Consider the following 20,874-nt stretch of genomic DNA (forward strand, 5'->3'; position numbering starts at 1 on the left):
GGCACATTTTACGCATAGTTTTGCTGACAAGCAGCATTTCAACCCATACTTTTAACATGGTCATACCAGTTAAGCTACAATTTCTCATGCTAAAAAATTCTCTCAGCTGGTTGGAATCGTATAGGTTTAACGTTACCCTTAGCGCCAAAAAACACTGGTACTCATAATGAACTACGCAATTGAATTTCACGACGCTAAATACCCCTTTCTTGAAGTAGCTGCGCGCAAAAAAGCACTGAAGCACAGTCTGCTGTCTGTCGTCGAAGGGTTAGCCGTCATTAAATTGGGTAAGCAGGAGTATGCCATTGAACCAGGCCAATATTTTTGGATTCCTCAAGGATGTTTGAGCTCCCTCACCTTTTTACCTAATTCTCGTGTATATCGTTGTGATTTTTCTGTGCGTTTAAATGATGACTTCTCACAACAAGCAGGGTTTGTGAAACCTTCACCGCTGCTAAAAGCCCTCGTCGAGAAACTAGCAACAACAGCCGAGCGCTCAGATCTGCAAACCGATCTACTGACGGTAGTAAGACATGAAGTATTGACTCTCTCTCCTAAACTAGCGCACTCAACGTTGACAAAAACCATCAATCAGTGGACCCCTGGCTGTGACATGGACATTTCTAAAGAGCTGTGCTTGGTACTCACACTCCGTGAAGCAAGAAAAATGAAGCTGTCGGGAAAGAAAGAAGAGCAGATTGTCGATACGCTTTTTGCGGGTAACACAGAAGAATATGAGCAACTTTGCTTTTTGGTCTTTGGAGAAGCGCTATAAGTAGCACTCTAACGAGCCATCTTTTCAGTATTACGCAGAGTAACGCGCGCAGAAAATAGAGACTCAGATAAAAATAAAAAGGGCGTACATGGATGATGTACGCCCTTTTTATGTTCGCTCAAGGTGACTAGAAGGGAACTTCAATCTGCATCATCCAGTCAGCGTCGTAATATTCGTGCCAACGATAATCAAATCGCATTCTTGGCTGTCCGTCGGATTTATCACCAAAACCCACGCTAAACATCAGGCCATGACTACGGAGCCACTCTTCTGTGTCCATTTTGCTCTCTTCGTCTCGGAGCTCTTCCGGCATCCAAAAACCAAGCCCAAAATAATTCTTTTCTAGATTTTGGGTTAGGAGTGGTGTGTCTTCCGGCTTAATCGCCCACTCTTCCCAATAGTTTTCTGTTGGCCCTTCGAATTTCGCTTCCGCAGCATACCAAATCAACGCATCCGTACTTAATACGCCAATGGAATCTAAAATTTCTTCACAGATAGGAAGGGTGTTATCTTCAAACACAACAGAACGATCAGAAAAATAGTTACACGCAGAATGAGCTTGTGTGACCACAAGCAGCGCACATGCACTAAATACGGCTAATCTGACCATGAAAATCTGACCTCTCAGTTCCCAGATAATGTTTCTTTGTATAACCCTTCGTTAAGCAACAATTCACAGACGGACGGGGTTGTGTAGGCGTTTATGTCTTCACCCGTAACCAATGCGTTACGTATATCCGTGCTTCTGACTTTTACTTTTTCAGGGCACGCCATAACAGTCCAACGTTCCATAATCTCTTCTGCTCTACTAAATTTAGCAAATTTGAAGAAATTATCAGGACCTATGACAAAAGTTATATCGGCTGTTGGGTAGATTTCTTGAATTTTTTCTAACAACGCATAGGTTGTCACACTTTGTCCGGGTTGGTACAAAGCTTGCTCTGCATCAGAACGCCGAACATTAGAAAGTCCCATATCTTTGATGAATGCATCAACCATTTTGCACCGAGTTGGGTAATCGAGCATATTCTTGCCCCAAGCGTGTGCAATGCTAGGTTCAAGTAGCACAAGGTCAAAGTGGCTCAATGACTCAATAACACTTTTGTGCCCTAAACTAGGTGGGTTAAATGCACTACCAAAAATGGCGATTTTTTTCATATCCGGTGATTACCTGGTTGAAGAGAGTTTTCTAATCTGATGATTTCGGTATGATACTACTAATCTTTACAGCTTTTGACCCTAAAGTCGTGTTTATCAGTCTCAATTGCATGGTTTATCACCATTTGAGCAAGCGGGCTTTGGTGTCTGAAATATTTGCAGGAAAAGGAACCCTAAATGGAACAATCCATCCGTGATGAAATGCGTGTACTCCCTTCAATTGATCCGCATTTTGAAATTGAACGCCGTATTGCTTTTATTAAGCGTAAGCTACAAGAAGCAGGTTGTAAGTCACTGGTGCTTGGCATTAGTGGCGGTGTTGACTCAACCACGTTAGGTCGCCTTGCCCAGCTTGCAGTAGAACAATTGAATGCGGAATCTGGTACTGACAAATATCAGTTTATCGCAGTACGTCTGCCTTACGGTGAGCAAAAAGATGAAGATGAAGCGCAACTGGCACTCTCTTTCATCAAGCCAACACACTCTGTGTCTGTGAACATTAAAGATGGTGTTGACGGTTTGCATGCGGCGACTGATACCGCATTGCAAGGGACGGGCCTGCTTCCGACTGAAGCCGACAAAATTGATTTCGTAAAAGGTAACGTAAAAGCGCGAGCTCGTATGATTGCACAATATGAAATCGCTGGTTACGTTGGCGGCTTAGTATTGGGAACAGACCACTCAGCAGAGAACATCACCGGTTTTTACACTAAGTTTGGTGACGGCGCGTGCGACCTTGCCCCTCTATTTGGTTTAAGCAAACGTCAAGTCCGCGAGTTGGCTGCAACATTAGGCGCACCAGAACTACTTGTTAAGAAAGTACCAACGGCAGATCTAGAAGAACTAGAGCCGCAAAAAGCAGATGAAGATGCTCTGAACTTAACTTATGAACAGATCGATGACTTCTTAGAAGGCAAACCCGTTCCACAGCAAGTGAGTGATCGTCTGGTAGCGATTTACAAAGCAACGCAGCACAAACGTCAGCCAATCCCGACGATTTACGACTAAGCGATATTTTCCGTTCACTTTTAAACTCAAAACGCTGCTAAAGTTAGCAGCGTTTTTATTGAGAACCGGGGAGCCTTCTCGCTTAGTTTGTTACCGTCACGTCCGTCTCTGGAACAGCACAACACGCCAATACGGTTCCCATCGCACGTTCCTCATCTGTCAACGCAGGCACGTCCGGATGATGTACTTGACCCGACGTAAGCTGAACCTTACACGCGCCGCATAAGCCAGCACGACAGCTATTGCTAACAACCTTCCCTGCGTCTTCAAGCTGATCTAACAACGTTTTCTGATTATTCCCTACAACTTTCGTCCCATTAAAATCGATCGCTATGCTCTTCTCTAGTCTTGAAGTGACTGAAGATACGCCAAACGCTTCTTGATGGTAGTTTTCTTCTGGCAGCCCTTTTCTTAGTAGGAGATTTTTCGCTTTCTCCATAAAACCATCAGGACCACACACAAACACTTGGCGCTGTTCAACATCTTTGATTTGCTTAATGTGTGACAAACTTAAACGCCCTTTTAACCCAAACCAATCAACGGCAGGTTGCGTTAAACAGACTTTTACTTCTAGCCCTGGGTGCTCACGCTTTAACTGCTCCAACTCTGAGCGACAAGGAATATCATTTTCGGTACGACATTGATGGTAGAAAACCACGTTATCCAACTGATTGTGATCCGCTAAGTAACGCACCATCGATAGCATTGGTGTTACTCCACTGCCTGCAGAGAGTAACAATAGAGGCTGCGCTTCATGAGTTTTTAGGTGGAACTGGCCATCAGGTTGTTCTGCCTCTAAAACATCACCGACTTGTAAATTGTCTAAGAGCGAATTAGAGACTCTTCCACCTGCAATACGCTTAACAGAAATAGCATAGCGACCCGGACGAGACGGACTGGATGATAGCGTATAGCGTCGACCCACTTTCTTCCCATCAATATTCACCTCTATTGGCAGGTGTTGTCCTGGCAAGTAATTAGGCAAAGAACCTTTGTTTGGTTCTAACCATAAGGTCACAAAGTCTTGGGCGATTTCTTCACGCTCAACACATGTTAACGTCATGCGCACTGGCGAGTTATCTGCGTAAAACTCCGGTTCTTTGTACTCCAATACTTCAACTTTATCGCCTTGACGAATAATGCCTTCATTTCGCGCGACAAGATTTTGCCCGAAGAACACACCACCGACATCATTTGCACGGAACTGTTGTAAGGTTTTAAGTGGCTCCTTGCTCTCTCGGAACGTGCCTCTTTGAGTATTCACCGTAGTCAGGATACAGCGCTCGCAAGGTTTGAGAGACTCAAACTCTACCTCACCGATTCGTATGCGCTTCCATGAATCTTCTTCAAACGGCTTGGTATCAGAGACCACTAAGTTAGTACGGAACTGATCCATAGAGTGTTGCTCAGAGCTTCTTCGGTTCAGTTCATCAAGGGAAGCCTGGCTAATCACTAACACCGGATAACCATCGGCAAAGCTAACGTTTTGTCCTAGCTTTTCGCGAACACGATTCGATTGCTCACCACTAAACAACAACTCAACACGTTGACCCAATACACGACTAAACCAATCATCTGCATCATCTGTGGTGGTATATGCAGTAAAGGTGTCTTTCCAAACTGTTGCTGGCGTTTCCTGCATTTTAAAGTCTTGATAACGGATTTTAAGCGGCTCCATCCCCAAACTGCTAAACACAACCCCATCGGATAATAAGGCGGACTTAATGGTTACCATTTGCGGATACTTTCTCGCGGTAATCATAGCGCCATCAGCTTTCGCAATCATAAAACGACGATCGAAGCTCAATCCTTGCTTCTCAACCCATACTGACGACAGCGATAATCCGCCAACTGACTTAACCGGAAAAACATTAATTTGGGACAAAATGGGTTGCGACATAGCCTTCTTCCTACAGGGTGTTTTTTATTTGTTGCAGTATTGTATACCCAAATCACATTAAGTTGCAGAGTCTACTGCCTCTTCATCCATCGCAACTTTCTCGAAACCATATTCTTATAAATTTGGTTTTAGTGACAAGTATTTACTACACTCAATATTCGCGTTTTTTAACACCGTTCTGACCAAATACCGTTTGATAAAGTGTGATACGACACACATAATTCACCCAAGTTATCACTACTCCCATTTATCGATTTGGAGCTTAATTATGGATACAAGAAAACTGGTTCTGATTTTGTTATGTATCTTTCTTCCGCCTGTCGCGGTGTTTATGGAGAAAGGTCTAAATAAAGACTTTTTGATTAACCTAATATTGACGTGTTTCTTCTTTCTACCAGGTACGATCCACGCGCTTTGGTTAACAATGAAGTAACCACTTACACTCTCACTCTGTAGAAAAGTGAAAAATGGGATGAAATGTGAGGGCAATTCCTCTATCATCCTGTCGCCTAAGCGCAAGCGTTTGCTCAAAAGCAAATACGGCGCTTGGGCTCCAATCAGACAACTTTTCAATGGTGGGAGCAATTAATGACAACACTGACAATCACTCGTCCTGACGACTGGCACGTTCACTTACGCGATGGGGAAGTTCTTAAAGACACCGTTCGCGACATCAGCCGCTACAATGGCCGTGCGCTGATCATGCCAAATACCGTCCCACCAGTTACTACAACTGAGCTCGCCCTAGCCTACCGTGACCGAATTCTAAAAGAGCAACATGGCGAACAGTTTGAACCTTTGATGGCGCTTTACCTCACAGACAACACCACACCAGATGAAATACGTAAGGCTAAAGCCACCGGAAACATTGTTGCTGCCAAGCTTTATCCTGCAGGCGCTACCACAAACTCAGATTCCGGTGTGACCAATGCGAAGAACATTTACCACGTTCTCGAAGCGATGGAAGAAGTCGGAATGTTACTTCTGGTTCATGGCGAAGTAACACATCACGATGTTGATATCTTCGACCGAGAGAAAGAATTCCTTGATACTGTCCTCGCTCCTATCGTCAATGACTTCCCTAATCTTAAAATCGTTCTAGAACACATCACCACTGCCGACGCAGCAAACTTCGTTAATAACGCCTCAGATAACGTAGCTGCTACCATCACTGCTCACCACCTTCTTTTCAACCGTAACCATATGCTTGTGGGTGGTATCAAGCCTCATTTCTACTGTTTGCCAATTCTTAAGCGCAGCACCCACCAGCAAGCGCTGATCGAAGCTGCAACTAGTGGTAGCAAGAAGTTCTTCCTAGGTACTGACTCTGCGCCACATGCGAAAGGGGCAAAAGAGTCAGCTTGCGGTTGTGCTGGTTCTTACACCGCACACGCAGCGCTAGAGCTTTATGCAGAAGTATTCGAGAATGAAGGCAAGCTGGAAAACTTGGAAGCGTTTGCAAGCTTCAATGGTCCTGATTTTTACGGCATTGCGCGCAACACAGATACGGTAACGTTAGAAAAATCCGCTTGGGATGTGCCGGAAACGATGCCATTTGGCAATGATATCGTTGTGCCTATTCGAGCAAATGAACAGATCGAATGGAAAGTGAAGTAAGTACTTTACTGACGTTCCATCCATAAAAGAGGGTCATGCCTTTCTGTGAAAAGAAGTCATGACCCTTGTTGTTCTTGTCTTGTTTTGAGCTGTGATTATTAGTGGCCGCGAATTTTTTCTACAGCAGTCCACACAGCAACCACAATCAAACCCGCCACAAAGCCGATAATGCCGTTAAGCAAAATAGGCAGAATCGCTGTAGCAACCGAATGACCACTAAAGTTCATAATAATCGGCTCTACAAAGTGATGAATGGCAGGCACGTTGTGCACTACAATCCCCCCACCGACTAAAAACATCGCGGCAGTACCCACTATCGTTAACAACTTCATCAGCTTTGGTGCAAAAGCAACTAAAGCACTGCCGACTTTCGCCATCCAGCCCTTACCTTTTGAGCGAATTTCAAGGTAGAAGCCCAAGTCATCCAATTTCACGATGCCTGCTACTAAGCCATAAACACCAATGGTCATGATGACTGCAATTAAGCTCACCACTAAGATTTGCGTCACAAGGCTCGCCCCAGTCACGGTACCTAACGCAATCACAATGATTTCCGCTGAAAGAATAAAGTCCGTTCGAATCGCACCAGCAACTTTGCGTTTTTCATACTCTTCTATCGACTCGCCAGTATTAACTAACTCTTCTTTTTCTTCGTGCGGATGGGAGTGAGGGAATACTTTCTCAAGCACCTTTTCTGTCCCTTCAAAGCAGAGAAACAAGCCGCCAATTAGCAATAGTGGCATGATAAGCCATGGAATAATCGCGCTAATTAGCAATGCTGAAGGAACTAAAATCAATTTGTTTTTGAACGAGCCTTTCGCAACCGCCCAAACCACTGGAATTTCTCGCTCAGATGCAACACCAGACACTTGTTGAGCGTTTAACGCTAGGTCATCACCCAACACACCTGCGGTTTTCTTTGCCGCCATTTTCGACATTAAGGCGACATCGTCGAGTACCGTGGCAATATCATCCAACAGTGTGAGTAAACTTGCTCCAGCCATTTTTTGTCTCTTATATGAAATTGAGTAAGTAACAAAATGTAACACCAATAAATCACTCATCAAAGTGATGATTTTGCAAAGAATACTATCCCAAATGGTGTTTTATATTGCCGTTAAGATAAGACAGGTCTAGTCTTGTGATACCTTTCAGCAGTCAAAAGAAAAAGTATAGATGAAAAGTGGATACATTTACCCAATCGGTACCCCTGGCCAACCTTGGAGCGAAGAAGAACGTAAAGCTTGGTTAGCAACGCAAGAAGTAAAACGTAGCTACCAAGATGAAGTCGTCAGTAAAATCGATGCCCTACGCGAGCGTTTTGATGTTGAACAATACGGTGCGCTCTCATACAACGAGGCACGTTTCCCTCTGTTTTGTATCAAAACTCGCAACTGGGATTCAACGAAGCCTGTTGTTTTGGTCACAGGCGGCGTACACGGTTATGAAACCAGCGGTGTACATGGCGCTTTAAAGTTTGTAGAAACAGAAGCAGAGCGCTACGCAGAGCATTTCAATATTGTCGTTGCACCTTGCGTGAGCCCTTGGGGTTACGAGGTGATCAACCGCTGGAATCCAAACGCGATTGATCCAAACCGCTCTTTCTATGAAGAGAGCCCTGCCGAAGAGTCCGCTAACCTCATGAAGCTCGTTGCAACTTTAGGCGATGTGTTAATGCACATTGATCTACATGAAACGACAGACTCCGATGAAACAGAGTTCCGTCCTGCGCTTGCCGCTCGTGATGGCATTGAGTACATCGAGGGCATGATCCCAGACGGTTTTTACACAGTTGGAGATAGTGAAAACCCTCAACCCGAGTTTCAAAAAGCGGTGATTGAATCGGTTGCGAAAGTGACTCACATTGCACCTGCAGATGAAAATGGCGAAATCATTGGTTCACCAGTCGTACAGTTTGGCGTTATCAACTACCCAATGGTGAAGCTGGGTCTGTGTGGCGGCGTAACAAATTGCGTTTACGGCACGACAACGGAAGTGTACCCAGACAGCCCAACGGTGACCGACGAAGAGTGCAACGATGCGCAAGTTGCAGCCGTGGTCGGTGGTCTGAATTACGTTCTGGCTCAGTTATAATAAGCGGTTCTTATATTGCTCCGGTGTCATGCCGGAGTATTTCTTGAACATTGCGATAAAAGGGCTAGCTTGGTTATAACCTAACGTCAACGCGACTTCCTTTACGGTCTGCCCTTTACGCAGCAACTCCATAGAATGTAAATATCGCACACGTAAGCGCCACTCAGTAAAGCTCATGCCCAACTCACTCTGGCAATGTCTCGCTAACGTGCGTTCTGTGGTATGCACTTTTGCCGCCCACTCCGCCAAACTGATCTCATCCGTCGGCGATTCTTCTACTGCTTTTAAAATCGGTTCAAGATACTTATTGTCGGTTGTCGGTAAAAAGTGATGTTCGACTTCTTGCTTTGCAAGCTGGTCCAATAACACTTGTACCAATCGCTTGTCTTCATCAGTTTGCGCCACGTTAATGTCTCGCTGACGAAAGTCCTCAATAATCGATGACACGATTGGAGTCACTTTGATCAAGCTCGTTTTAGTTGGGAAATGCGCCGTCAATTCAGGGGCAATATTCAAAGAACAATATTCGATTGGCTTACGGTTGTAGCTCGTGTGACGGATTCCGGCGGGAACCCAAATAGCAAGATGTGGAGGTGCTAGAAATCTTGTGTCTTCTGCATCCATCTCCAGAATCCCACCGCTGATCAGCTGCACTTGCCCCCAAGGGTGGCTATGAATTCGTGTTTCTGTATTAGAGAGAAACGCTTCAAAATTCATAAATACATCCGATGGTGCGCGATCGATTGATAAGGAGGGGTGAAGATTTCTGGCGCTCTTTTTCAAAATTGTCTTCCTATCGCTTACGATGTCTTTTAAGAGATACTTTTTATTATAAAGACCTGCCAGACTAGCGTCATCAATAATTGTGCTATAGGGTTCTCATGATTTATTTACTTCCGTTTTTCACCGTTATGATTTGGGGTGGTAACTCAATTGTGAACAAGATGGCTGCGAGCGCCATTGAACCAAGTGCGATGAGTTTCTACCGTTGGTTTGTCGCAATGGTACTCCTAACGCCATTTTGCCTGCCTGCAATCATCAAACAACGACACATTATTCGACCTTACTTAGCTAAGTTGGCGTTTCTTGCGTTACTTGGTATGGTTCTCAACCAGTCACTTGGATACTATGCCGGTTTAACAACAACGGCCTCTAATATGGCCCTGATCACCTCTTTAGTTCCTTTGATCAGTGTGTTTTTAAGTGTCCCATTGCTCGGTAAATCTATATCAATGTTAAGTATCGTCGGTGGTGTCATTTCGCTCGGCGGCTTGGCATTTATGCTTGGTCATGGTGATATCACCTACTTTTTACATCAAGACATGACCCAAGGTGATAGCCTTATGCTGATTGCAGCCATGGTATACGCGGCTTATTGCGTGCTGCTAAAACGCTGGAAGATGCCGTTCAGTAGTTTGACTCTGGTTTACATGCAAGGCTTCTTCTCGGTTGTGATGCTTACACCACTTTGGCTCTCTAGTGAGCAACTGTTACCAAGCCAAGACGCGCTACCATTAATCGCCTATGCTGGCATTGCGGCTTCCATTTTTGCGCCGTTAATGTGGGTGAAAGCGATCGATTCAATTGGCGCTGATTCAAGTGCCATGTTCATGAACTTAATGCCCGTGGTTTCTGTCGTACTTGCTTCAACGTTGATTGGTGAGAAAATTTACGCTTACCACATTATTGGTGGGCTGTTAGTCATCTCTGGCGTTATCCTGTCGCAAATAAAAATACGACACAGAAAGCCATTGCCCAATTCTGAGATTGCCTCCACCGCCAATTAATCCCAGTTCCCCAAGCCACAGAACTACGCTGTGGCTTTTTGTTTTCAGCGTTCGAATAAAAGTTAATATTTTGTTTCATTCTCTATTCCCGAAAATTCATCTTGCTGCTAAATTGGAAAAACAATAACCCATCAAGGAAAGACAGATGAGCAGTGGTCAAAGAGACATTACCCTTCGCTTTTTAGCAGAACCCAGTGACGTCAATTTCGGCGGAAAAGTGCACGGCGGCGCCGTAATGAAATGGATCGACTTAGCAGCCTACGCCTGCTCTGCAGCGTGGAGTGGCAAATATTGCATTACTGCATACGCAGGTGGTATTCGTTTTGTTGCGCCGATTCATGTCGGCAACTTAGTCGAAGTTAGCGCGAAAGTCATTTATACCGGACGAAGCTCAATGCACATCGCGATTGACGTGCAAGCCAGTGACCCAAAGCAAATGAAAAACAGACTCACCACCCACTGTATCGTTATTATGGTTGCTGTAGATGAGAACGGGAAACCAACCGACGTGCCGAAATGGGTTCCAGAATCTGATGAAGATAAAGCCTTGGAGCAATCCGCGATCCGCCTTATGAACATGCGCAAAGAAATCGGGGAAGAGATGGAAGCGCACGTAAAATATCTCAAGTAACCTACCTCCGTTAAGAACGCTATTGACTACCTCAACGTTACTTATAACCAGAGTGTGGAGCAACATCATGGTTTTGCCATTTGCTTCACACTCGGCCTCCTCTGTCATAAATCCTTCACCTAGCTTTGCTTAAATCCTTCCACTATTTTGGAGTTGGATAGAGTTTGGATCTTGAGACTAAAAGAAACGACCTTAAGTGAAGAGACGTTGACCAATTTAAAAGCGGTCGAGTACCAGTGGGTAAGAACCATGTACGTCGAGGGGTATAACGAAACAGAAATTAACCATTACATTCAAACCTGCTTTGGCGGTGATGTCACCTTTGCAAATTTATTTCGTCGCGTCGCACTACAGCAAGAAAGCTTATACACGCTGCTTCAATACGTTGGATGTGCCCCCTCCAGTCGAGAGTTTTAATCCTTACCTACCTCAATTTTACTGATACCTGAACTCAGGTTATTTATGTGAAGTGCTACGCAGGGCATTCTCCTAGCCCTGTGTAATCCATTGCAAAGCCGCTAATCTTTATCTGCTTATTGAACAACTGTATTTAACAGGTATAAAAAAACCTGAGTCAAAACTCAGGTTATGGTTACAAAAACTGTTAGTGATTGAATCGTAAGGAACTAAGCTAACAGCCAGCTATGCGTAACGCCAATAAAAGCCAAGATATTACTGATCGGCGGCCAAACCAAAATTGTAATATCCGTGCTACGTATAAGGGCGACCATGTGGTCGCCCTTTTCTAGTTATTCTTATCAATCTCAGACCACAAGAGATTATCCTTTCACACCACCAGCGGTTAGACCACCAACCAACCAGCGTTGAGCAAGTAAGAATACGGCAGTGATTGGCACTGCTGAAAGTACAGCAGCTGCAGCAAAGTCACCCCACAAGTAGTTTTGTGGATATAGGTATTGCTGCATACCCACTGCAAGTGTGTACGAGTCTACATCAGAAAGTAGTAGTGATGCTACAGGAACTTCACCAATTACCATGATGAACGACAAGATGAATACTACCGCTAGGATTGGCACAGACAATGGAAGCAATACCAAACGGAATGCTTGCCATGGTGTCGCACCATCCAGTGCCGCCGCTTCTTCTAACGAAGAGTCAATACTTTCGAAGTAGCCTTTAATCGTCCAAACGTGCAGTGCGATACCCCCTAAGTAAGCGAATATCAGACCGCCGTGCGTGTTCAAACCAAGGAAAGGAATGTACTGACCCAATTTGTCGAACAACGCGTATAGAGCAACCAATGCCAATACCGCAGGGAACATTTGGAAGATCATCATCGCTTTTAGGATGGTGTTCTTACCTTTGAACTTCATACGAGCAAACGCATAAGCTGATGTGGTTGATAGCGCCACGATTAGGATTGCAGAAATACCACCCACTTTTACTGAGTTCCACAGCCATGTCATGACTGGGAATGGTGGCGGTGTAACTGTACCGTCTGGGTTAGTCACCGAGAAACCTAATGCCAATTTCCAGTGATCAAGCGTTGGGTTGTCTGGGATCAGGCTACCCGTTGCAAAGTTACCTTCACGGAATGAAATCGCGATGATCATCAGTAAAGGGAAAATAATCAGTGCCAAGAATGCCCACATCGCAATATGAGTAGCCCAAACACGATACTTTAATGACTTACCTTGTACCATTGCCATTGTAATCTCTCCTTAGTCCTGAGCTACTTTAGTTACGCGTAGGTTGATAAGTGCCAATGCGCCAACCAATAGGAAGATAAGTGTTGCTACTGCACTTGCTAGACCGAAGTCTTGACCGCCCGCACCTTCGAATGCGATTCGGTAGGTGTAACTTACCAATAGGTCTGTATAACCCGCAGGTTCTGACGTACCAATCATGTTTGGACCACCGCCTGTCAACAACTGGATAAGCACGAAGTTGTTGAAGTTAAAGGCAAAGCTCGCAATCAACAATGGTGTTAACGGCTTCAACATCATTGGTAGCGTGATACGAGTAAAGTTAGTAATAAAGTTCGCACCATCAATTGCTGACGCTTCATATAAATCATCAGGAATCGCTTTTAGTAGACCCATACATAGAATCATCATGTAAGGGAAACCAAGCCACGTGTTCACAATCAGGATCATGGTTTTCGCCATGAACGGGTCTGAGAACCAAGCAGGGCTAATACCGAACAAACCTTCCAGAAGCATGTTGATCTCACCAAAGCTTTGGTTAAACAAACCTTTAAAGATCAAGATAGAAATAAACGCCGGTACCGCATAAGGCAGAATCAGTAAGAGTCGGTAAACCGAGCGGCCTTTTAATGCTTCCCACTGAACAACACTTGCTAGAACAAGACCAATTACAAGCGTAAATAGTACGGTGAGTGCTGAGAACACAATCGTCCAGATAAAGATACTGATAAACGGCTCTTTGATGCCATCATCTTTCCACACACGCTCAAAGTTGTGTGTGCCAATGTTCACCACAAAGCCAGGAGACACTGTGCTACCAACAAACTGACCGTTTTCATCGACAGGTTGGTAGTAACCTACTTCCATATTTGGACGTAACGTCTCTTCAGTACGATTGTTGTAAAGCGTTTCGCCGTCTTCTTGCAGCGTGTACAAAGGCACAACTGCCGCAAACTTACGTAACCCGCTCATGCGGATGTCTTCACCGCTCGGCAGATGCAAATCAACACTGCTCAACGTATTACGGCTCTTAACAATCGTCTTGATTGATTCTTTCTCGCCCGTAGCTTCTTCAATTGGAGACAGGTCAAGATCCGATGCTGAAAGGCTATCTAGTTGAAAAGTGGGCGTAGCAAGTAGCTCACCATCTTTTTCAACCACAAGCTGATGTCCTTGATCCGTTTTATATAAAGTGAACGGGTAGCTATCACCACTTTGATAAGTTCTGTCCAAAAGTACGCTCTGCGCACGATCAAAAGAGAGTTGGTTTTTCGCGCTGTAGTTGGTAAACGCCAAACCTATGGTGTACGCCAGAGGGAAAAGAATGAAAAGGATCATCCCTGCGATACCAGGGTAGATGTAACGGTGTGCGTACGTCTTTTTACTACCAAAGATGAACAACGCTAAAGCGGTAAGAATGATCGTAAGTAGTGCAAACGCAATCTCACCGCGTGAATACATAAGGATTGTTGCGTAGCCATTGATAATGCCGACTGTGCCTAAAAGTGACCATTTCATGAACACTTTTTTGCTGCTCGGAAGGCTGGCTTCTGGTGCTGTCATAGCATTTGTACCTTGAACTGACTGCATAGGGAACCTGCTAGCGAATATAGAATAAATATAGAAAAGTAAGGAGGAGTTGCCTCCTCCTTAAAAAGGTCTTACTTAATTATTTAGTCATTTGTTTTTCTGCGTCTGCCAATGCTGCATCGACAGTTTGACGACCATCAACTACGTTGATGATTGCGTTCTTAGCCGCGCCCCAGAATGCGTTCATTTGAGGAATGTTTGGCATAATTTCGCCGTTCATCGCGTTATCCATAGTCGCAGCGATACGAGTATCTGAATCTAGTTCACGTTGGAACGAGTTAAGCGCTACCGCACCTAGAGGCTTATCGTTGTTAACCATACGTAGGCCGTCGTTTGTTAGTAGGTAGTTCTCAATGAACTCAACAGCTAGGTCTTTGTTTGGAGACGCAGTGCTGATACCAGCCGTTAGAACACCAACGAATGGCTTAGAAGATTGACCTTGGAACTTAGGTAGCGTAGTCACGCCGTAGTTAACGCCAGACTTCTCGATGTTGCCCCAAGACCATGGACCGTTGATCGTCATCGCTGTCTTGCCTTGGTTGAATGCAGACTCAGATACTGAGTAGTCCATATCTGCAGAGATCACGCCTTTGTCTACCAAGCCTTTTACGAAGCTCATTGCGTCTTTAACGCCTTCTTTCGCGATACCAGCGTCTTTAACATCGTAACCTTCAGAAGTGTATTTGAACGCGTAGCCGCCATCAGCAGCCATTAGTGGCCAAGTGAAGTACGGTTCTTTTAGGTTCCACATGATTGCAGACTTGCCGTCTTTTTTAAGTTTTGCATCTAGCGCTGCAACTTCTTCCCAAGACTTCGGTGGGTTTGGAACTAGGTCTTTGTTGTAGATTAGAGATAGAGACTCAACCGCAACTGGGTAGCCGATCAATTTGCCGTCGTAACGTACAGCATCCCAAGCGAAATCAACAATACCTTCTTGAATGTTCTTAGAAGGTTTAATTTCTGCTAGCAGGCCTGCTTCTGCGTAACCACCGAAACGGTCGTGAGCCCAGAATACGATGTCAGGACCGTCACCAGTCGCTGCAGTTTGAGGGAATTTGTCTTGAAGGCCATCTGGGTGAGCCACTGTCACTTTAATGCCAGTGTCTTCTTCGAATTTTTTACCAACTTCAGCAAGGCCGTTGTAACCTTTGTCGCCGTTGATCCAGATAGTAAGTTGTCCTTCTTCGATGGCAGCATTAGCACCAAAAGAACCCAAAGCAACAAGAGTACCTAGTGCTACAGCGCTTAACTTTTTCATGTTCGTATCCTTTTTATATTTTTGATGTAGGGCTAGTCCATTGAGGTTCAGCCGTATTCCGACATATATCATCTGAAATAATCCAATATGTCTCATCCTCCTAATCCCTACGCCCTTACAATTATGACGTATTTTCGTGATCTAAATCGCCAAGGGTAAGAGACTCAAATCACAAAACAGATACTTCCTGTGATCGGTTTCAACTTTAGGTGGTGCAATAATGTGATTTCCGACCAACTGCTTTATTCCTCCTCCTTTTTGACTCCTCCCTACCTACTCCCCCTACAATTATTTCTATTAGGAGGATGTCGCACCTCGCACAATCTTACAAACTTCAGTCATCCAAGAGTGGATGGTAAGAACCCTTTCCCAGCAGTGCCTACGTATTAGGAAAAAGATTTGCTGGTTTTGCATTGCCAGACGAGTGGAATGTCATTATTGGTGTTGTTTGTGGTAATTATTTCACGGGGGAGACAACACGAATAATGTGGGGGAGAGAAACTCGTACTTGGCTATGATGGGTAGCACTTCTATTCAGGACATTTTATTGAAGTGCTACCCTACTTTTCTTACCAACCGCAATAACTTACCGATTCCTACTGTTACTGCTCGCTAGATAATTCATATAATGATGAGCGGTGAATAATAAAAAATTGATCGAGGACGAGCTACATGGCGAGTGTCACGTTAAAAAATGTTTGTAAAGCGTATGGCGACGTACTGATTTCTAAGAACGTAGACCTAACAATCAACGAAGGTGAATTTGTTGTTTTCGTAGGTCCATCAGGTTGTGGTAAATCTACCCTTTTACGTTGTATTGCCGGTCTTGAAGACATTACTTCAGGTGATTTGTATATTGGTGACCAGCGCATGAATGACGTCGAACCATCCAAACGTGGTGTTGGTATGGTATTCCAGTCTTACGCTCTTTACCCACACCTTAACTTATATGACAACATGTCATTTGGCTTAAAATTAGCAAAAGCAGACAAAGCAGAAATCGACAAACGTGTTGAACAGGCTGCAGAAATTCTACAATTGGGTCACTTACTTGAACGCCAACCAAAAGCGCTTTCAGGTGGTCAGCGTCAACGTGTGGCTATCGGTCGAACACTGGTATCGCAACCTAATGTATTCCTTCTGGATGAACCACTATCAAACTTGGATGCCGCGCTGCGTGTAAACATGCGTGCGCAAATCACTAAGCTACAACGTCAACTTGGTTGTACCATGATCTACGTAACGCACGATCAGGTAGAAGCAATGACAATGGCAGATAAAATCGTTGTACTAGACGGCGGTTATGTATCGCAAGTTGGTAAGCCACTTGAACTTTACCATTACCCACAAAACCGCTTTGTAGCAGGCTTTATCGGTTCTCCGAAAATGAACTTCATGAGCGTATTCATTGATGAAGTAGAAGCAGAGCGCGTCAAAGTTCAACTATCTAATGGCGTATCTTTCTGGATTCCAGTGGATGGCACGACGGTTAACCGTGGCGACCGCATGTCTTTAGGCATTCGCCCTGAGCACCTATTATCCGCTTCTGAAGCTGATGCAAGCATTCACGGTGAAGTGATGATTGTTGAGAAGCTAGGGAACGAAACTCAAGTATACCTAAACCTAGAAGGTGCGGACGCGGACGTTATTTTCCGTCAGCCTGACACGCTCGCAGTCGATACCGGCGATAAAATCGAGATTGGTATTCCAGCACACCGTTGTCACCTGTTCCACAGTGATGGTCGTGCATGCCGCCGCCTATACAAAGAAAACGGCGTAGAAGTCGAATAATTCATTCGTCCTGATTCACAATAAATCCCTCTCACTTGAGAGGGATTTTTTTTATCCTAATAAATATAAGTAATTCGATACTAAATCATTAATCGTTAACGAATAAGATCACCCGTTTCTTCTACCTTCACATAAACCATTGTCTTTGTACTGATACTTCATTTTTAATACTTTTCCTCATCCCTCATGAGTAAGTACCAGCTTTTTCCTAACCCGCCAAACTTAGCCAAAGGTCTAAATTTCATTCTTATTTCCACTTACCTCAACAACGCAAATTTTTACACTTATCAACGAAATTACACGTGACAAAAAACTCAGAAGCATTCAACAGAATGCTCTGTTCACCAACTACTAATAACGCTCACGACACGGCAATTGGGGGAGACACCCAAGGGCGGTAGCGTGTAAGAAGGGAAACTGAGTCATGAAACAAAAAGGACTTATCCGCTCTCACGAGATGGAGTTCGCTTTTTTATATCGCATCTCAGATCTTGCTGTCATCGTCTCTTTTATGCTGCTTTTAGTGTTCAAAGACATGAATACTGCGATGGGGAAAGATTACGTCATACTGGCTTTTGTTGGAGGCATCTCCTTTCTATTTATGGCAGAAAGCGGCAACCTGTACCGCTCTTGGCGAACCAGTTCGTTTAAAGAGCAGATGATTATTGTCTGTGTGGCCTGGGCAGTAACTTCCGCGCTTATCTTTATTGTTCTGTATTTTTCGGAAGTCTATGACTTATTTGATAACACTATTCTGGCATTGTGGTTTGCGATTACGCCCGCTCTACTTTTGGCATGGCGAGTGACATTCCGTACCGGATTAGCCTATTTAAGAAAAAAAGGATTCAACACTCGTACTGCAATAATCATCGGCCAAACTCCTCACGGCATTACCCTTGCTAACGAAATTCAAAACCACACTGAACACGGTGTACTTTTTGATGGCTTTTACGATGAGCGTTCTTCCGACAGATTGCCAAATTCTGCTTACCCTATTAAAGGGGCAGTTGACCACGCTCTTGAGCGAGCCAAAAAAGGGGAAGTGGATTACGTCTATATCGCAATGCCAATGCACGCAAAAGAACGTATTGCATCGCTTCTTAACCAATTCTCAGACACCACCGCAAATACGTATCTGATTCCTGACTTCTTTACCTATAACCTTTTGCATTCTCGTTGGGCGCAAATCGGCCAAGTTCAAACGCTCAGCGTATTTGATACGCCATTTGCTGGAATTTCTTCCTGGGTAAAACGGTTTGAAGACATCTTGTTTTCGAGCATTATTTTAGCCTTGATCTCTCCAGTCCTGCTCACCATTGCGATTGGCATTAAGCTGACCTCTAAAGGTCCGGTCATTTTTAAACAGTATCGTTACGGCCTCGATGGACGCAAGATTGAAGTATGGAAATTCCGTTCAATGACCACTATGGATCAAGGCCCTCACGTGAAACAGGCGACAAAGAACGACCCACGCATTACGCCTTTTGGTGGTTTTCTGCGTCGCACCTCTTTGGACGAACTGCCTCAATTTATCAATGTACTGCAAGGGACCATGTCTATTGTTGGTCCACGTCCTCATGCCGTGGCACACAATGAAGAGTATCGCCAGATTGTTGACCGCTACATGCTACGTCACAAAGTAAAACCGGGCATTACTGGCTGGGCGCAAATTAATGGCTATCGCGGCGAAACAGACACCTTAGAAAAAATGGAAAAGAGAGTCGAGTTTGATTTGGATTACATCCACCACTGGTCGGTTTGGATGGACATCAAAATCATCTTCATGACCGTTTTCAAAGGGTTCACTGGTGCTAACGCTTACTAAGGTTGAGATTATGAAGAAACTGACAATGGCAATAGCATTGAGTCTGTTTTCAACTGGCTTACTCGCAGAACCGATGGCTTACCAAACCGAGTCTGGCATTGAGTTTATTCCCCTCGTAAGAACTTTCTACGAGGGCGATGACAACATCAACAAAGCGGAAGAATCCGGCAATGTAGAATCGGTCAATATTTGGGGTATAGAGCCAAGCTTATTAGCACGTGTAGAAAGGAATCGCTATCGCGCAGATATTTTATACAAGTTGAAAGCAGGTTTTTCATCCGATGACCGCAACGACTTCGACGATCATACCTTTCAGTTTTCCAACTTTTTTGAGTTCAATCATCGTCATCGTTTAGTGGTTGATTATCGTTTTCGCGCCCAGCATGAAATTAGAGGGGAAGACATTACCGAAGGTAATGGTAGCGCAATAGACTCACCAATTGAGTTCAACCGTAACGATATCAAAACCAATTATGTCTTTGGCTCTAACGGTGCAAAAGGCAGACTCGAATTCGGTTTAGGCTACAGTGATAAAACCTATCAAAACTACCGTGACGGATTACCTGGGCGCCCAAACGCTAAAACGAAATACAACGATTTTCGAGCTCCCAATGCACACTTGGAATTCTATTTAAGGGCGACGCCAAGAACCTATTGGTTGGTTGGGACAAAACAAATAGTAACCGACTATCAGCACCGAAATTCTGCGCAGCCTTCCAAAGATAATAACACCAGTTTCTATTACACCGGTGCCGAATGGGAAGTCACAGGAAAAACCAAAGGCATCGCTCGACTCGGTTATCAAATCAAAGATTTTGACAGCGCTCAACGAGAGACATTTAAAGGCTTCAGTTGGGATATCGGCTTTGAATGGCTGCCTCAAGAACAAACTCTAGTCAGCGTGAAAACCACTCAAGCGGCAGTTAACCCAGATCAAGATGGCGATTACAACCTACAAACTCGTTATCGACTGAACCTCAAGCACGATTGGAATAGTTACCTTGCAACTCGCTTAGGTGCTATTTATCAACAAGATGACTATACGGGGATCACCAGAAACGACGATCGCTACACCCTATCTTTTGGTATCGATTATCAAATTAAACGCTGGATACAGCTGCAAGCCGATTGGCAATACCAAGATAAAACCTCTAACCGACCAGGTTATAGCTTTGAACAAAACATTTGGACTTTAAGCGCACAGTTTTCTCTGTAACAAGGATTTTTAATGAAGTCATTCATCACATTCATGAGCGTCGCGTTATTGCTATTTAGCACCTTGGTAAACGCTGACTCAAGCAAAGAAGATTACTTACTCGACACGGGCGATACCATTTCCGTGCAGGTCTACGGTGAAGAAGATCTTACGATTAAAAATATTCTAATAACGTCAGATGGCTATTTTGATTACCCCTACCTTGGCCGAATCAAAGCAATCAAAAAAACACCGAAACAACTCAAGTACGAAATAGAAACGGGTTTAAAAGGCGATTATCTCATCAACCCAAAAGTGATGGTCACTATTAATAACTTTCGTCTGTTTTATGTCAATGGCGAAGTCAGGAAACCAGGTGGATTTGAATATCGACCAGGATTAACTATCGAAAAGGCCATCGCTTTAGCTGGTGGCTTGACCGACCGAGCCTCACGCAAAGGCATTAACCTCACCAAACATAAAACGGGTCAAACGATAGAGGGTGTCAGTATGCACCGCAACGTGGAACCTGGTGACATTGTATTTATCGACCAGAGCTTCTTTTAAGTGACAGGGAA

At 44.4% G+C, this 20,874-nt stretch carries 20 protein-coding genes; 12 read left to right on the forward strand and 8 right to left on the reverse strand.

The genetic code is table 11. From position 1 onward, the window contains the following. Positions 1 to 166: 166 nt before the first annotated feature. Positions 167 to 775 (forward strand): hypothetical protein, encoded by a 609-nt coding sequence (locus FKN16_RS19785; protein WP_047008435.1) that lies wholly within the window; start codon positions 167 to 169, stop codon positions 773 to 775. 127 nt (positions 776 to 902) lie between these two features. Here the strand turns inward: FKN16_RS19785 and FKN16_RS19790 are convergent, their stop codons facing one another. Both FKN16_RS19790 and FKN16_RS19795 read right to left on the reverse strand, forming a co-directional pair. After that, positions 903 to 1,385 carry a hypothetical protein gene (locus FKN16_RS19790; RefSeq protein WP_006742203.1) on the reverse strand — a complete coding sequence of 161 codons (483 nt, stop codon included), beginning with the start codon at positions 1,383 to 1,385 and terminating at the stop codon, positions 903 to 905. 14 nt (positions 1,386 to 1,399) lie between these two features. Next, positions 1,400 to 1,933 carry a nicotinate-nicotinamide nucleotide adenylyltransferase gene (locus FKN16_RS19795; RefSeq protein WP_048625315.1) on the reverse strand — a complete coding sequence of 178 codons (534 nt, stop codon included), beginning with the start codon at positions 1,931 to 1,933 and terminating at the stop codon, positions 1,400 to 1,402. Positions 1,934 to 2,110: 177 nt separating this feature from the next. Between FKN16_RS19795 and nadE the strand changes: the two genes are divergently transcribed. Next, entirely contained in the window at positions 2,111 to 2,941 is an 831-nt protein-coding gene (gene nadE / locus FKN16_RS19800; protein WP_006742205.1) for an ammonia-dependent NAD(+) synthetase, read from the forward strand. 82 nt (positions 2,942 to 3,023) lie between these two features. On the opposite strand, the gene FKN16_RS19805 is transcribed toward nadE, so the two are convergent. Further along, positions 3,024 to 4,841: a hybrid-cluster NAD(P)-dependent oxidoreductase gene (locus FKN16_RS19805; RefSeq protein WP_170903406.1), complete on the reverse strand. Its 1,818-nt coding sequence runs from the start codon at positions 4,839 to 4,841 to the stop codon at positions 3,024 to 3,026. 268 nt (positions 4,842 to 5,109) lie between these two features. Between FKN16_RS19805 and FKN16_RS19810 the strand changes: the two genes are divergently transcribed. Beyond that, positions 5,110 to 5,274, forward strand: a complete 165-nt coding sequence (locus tag FKN16_RS19810; RefSeq protein ID WP_005375297.1) for a YqaE/Pmp3 family membrane protein — start codon at positions 5,110 to 5,112, stop codon at positions 5,272 to 5,274. Between the two features lie 155 nt (positions 5,275 to 5,429). Beyond that, complete coding sequence (gene pyrC / locus FKN16_RS19815) at positions 5,430 to 6,458, forward strand: dihydroorotase (RefSeq protein WP_046873770.1); 1,029 nt, start codon at positions 5,430 to 5,432, stop codon at positions 6,456 to 6,458. A gap of 98 nt (positions 6,459 to 6,556) precedes the next feature. Here the strand turns inward: pyrC and FKN16_RS19820 are convergent, their stop codons facing one another. Next, entirely contained in the window at positions 6,557 to 7,462 is a 906-nt protein-coding gene (locus tag FKN16_RS19820; RefSeq protein WP_170903407.1) for a DUF808 domain-containing protein, read from the reverse strand. A gap of 172 nt (positions 7,463 to 7,634) precedes the next feature. On the opposite strand from FKN16_RS19820, the gene FKN16_RS19825 reads away from it, so the two are divergent. Beyond that, on the forward strand, positions 7,635 to 8,552 hold the full coding sequence (locus tag FKN16_RS19825; RefSeq protein ID WP_170903408.1) for a M14 family metallocarboxypeptidase: 918 nt from the start codon (positions 7,635 to 7,637) through the stop codon (positions 8,550 to 8,552). Here the strand turns inward: FKN16_RS19825 and FKN16_RS19830 are convergent. Further along, positions 8,547 to 9,335: a helix-turn-helix transcriptional regulator gene (locus FKN16_RS19830; protein WP_005385013.1), complete on the reverse strand. Its 789-nt coding sequence runs from the start codon at positions 9,333 to 9,335 to the stop codon at positions 8,547 to 8,549. The two genes, FKN16_RS19825 and FKN16_RS19830, sit on opposite strands and share 6 nt — an antisense overlap. Positions 9,336 to 9,433: 98 nt before the next feature. On the opposite strand from FKN16_RS19830, the gene FKN16_RS19835 reads away from it, so the two are divergent. From FKN16_RS19835 to FKN16_RS19845, 3 genes are all read left to right on the forward strand, one after another. Next, the gene (locus tag FKN16_RS19835) at positions 9,434 to 10,339 is read left to right on the forward strand and encodes a DMT family transporter (protein WP_170903409.1); all 906 of its coding nucleotides are present in this window, start codon (positions 9,434 to 9,436) and stop codon (positions 10,337 to 10,339) included. Between the two features lie 145 nt (positions 10,340 to 10,484). Next, complete coding sequence (locus FKN16_RS19840; protein ID WP_005392490.1) at positions 10,485 to 10,970, forward strand: acyl-CoA thioesterase; 486 nt, start codon at positions 10,485 to 10,487, stop codon at positions 10,968 to 10,970. 171 nt (positions 10,971 to 11,141) lie between these two features. Next, positions 11,142 to 11,387, forward strand: coding sequence for a hypothetical protein (locus tag FKN16_RS19845; protein ID WP_005375277.1), 246 nt, complete (start codon positions 11,142 to 11,144; stop codon positions 11,385 to 11,387). Between the two features lie 362 nt (positions 11,388 to 11,749). Here FKN16_RS19845 and malG read toward each other — a convergent pair whose 3' ends face one another. From malG to malE, 3 genes are all read right to left on the reverse strand, one after another. Beyond that, positions 11,750 to 12,640, reverse strand: a complete 891-nt coding sequence (gene malG, locus FKN16_RS19850) for a maltose ABC transporter permease MalG (protein ID WP_005375275.1) — start codon at positions 12,638 to 12,640, stop codon at positions 11,750 to 11,752. A gap of 12 nt (positions 12,641 to 12,652) precedes the next feature. Next, on the reverse strand, positions 12,653 to 14,227 hold the full coding sequence (gene malF / locus FKN16_RS19855) for a maltose ABC transporter permease MalF (RefSeq protein WP_031780258.1): 1,575 nt from the start codon (positions 14,225 to 14,227) through the stop codon (positions 12,653 to 12,655). A 79-nt stretch (positions 14,228 to 14,306) separates the two neighbouring features. Then, positions 14,307 to 15,485 (reverse strand): maltose/maltodextrin ABC transporter substrate-binding protein MalE, encoded by a 1,179-nt coding sequence (gene malE, locus FKN16_RS19860; RefSeq protein ID WP_005375272.1) that lies wholly within the window; start codon positions 15,483 to 15,485, stop codon positions 14,307 to 14,309. Between the two features lie 672 nt (positions 15,486 to 16,157). Between malE and malK the strand changes: the two genes are divergently transcribed. The 4 genes from malK (at position 16,158) to FKN16_RS19880 (ending at position 20,863) form a co-directional block, all read left to right on the forward strand. Further along, complete coding sequence (gene malK / locus FKN16_RS19865) at positions 16,158 to 17,276, forward strand: maltose/maltodextrin ABC transporter ATP-binding protein MalK (protein WP_005375271.1); 1,119 nt, start codon at positions 16,158 to 16,160, stop codon at positions 17,274 to 17,276. A 424-nt stretch (positions 17,277 to 17,700) separates the two neighbouring features. Next, complete coding sequence (locus FKN16_RS19870; RefSeq protein WP_170903410.1) at positions 17,701 to 19,101, forward strand: undecaprenyl-phosphate glucose phosphotransferase; 1,401 nt, start codon at positions 17,701 to 17,703, stop codon at positions 19,099 to 19,101. Positions 19,102 to 19,111: 10 nt separating this feature from the next. Further along, complete coding sequence (locus tag FKN16_RS19875) at positions 19,112 to 20,317, forward strand: outer membrane beta-barrel protein (RefSeq protein WP_170903411.1); 1,206 nt, start codon at positions 19,112 to 19,114, stop codon at positions 20,315 to 20,317. 33 nt (positions 20,318 to 20,350) lie between these two features. Next, positions 20,351 to 20,863 (forward strand): polysaccharide biosynthesis/export family protein, encoded by a 513-nt coding sequence (locus FKN16_RS19880; protein ID WP_225311846.1) that lies wholly within the window; start codon positions 20,351 to 20,353, stop codon positions 20,861 to 20,863. Positions 20,864 to 20,874 lie beyond the last annotated feature (11 nt).

Source organism: Vibrio sp. 11-4(1), assembly GCF_013048625.1.
Lineage (GTDB): Bacteria > Pseudomonadota > Gammaproteobacteria > Enterobacterales > Vibrionaceae > Vibrio > Vibrio diabolicus.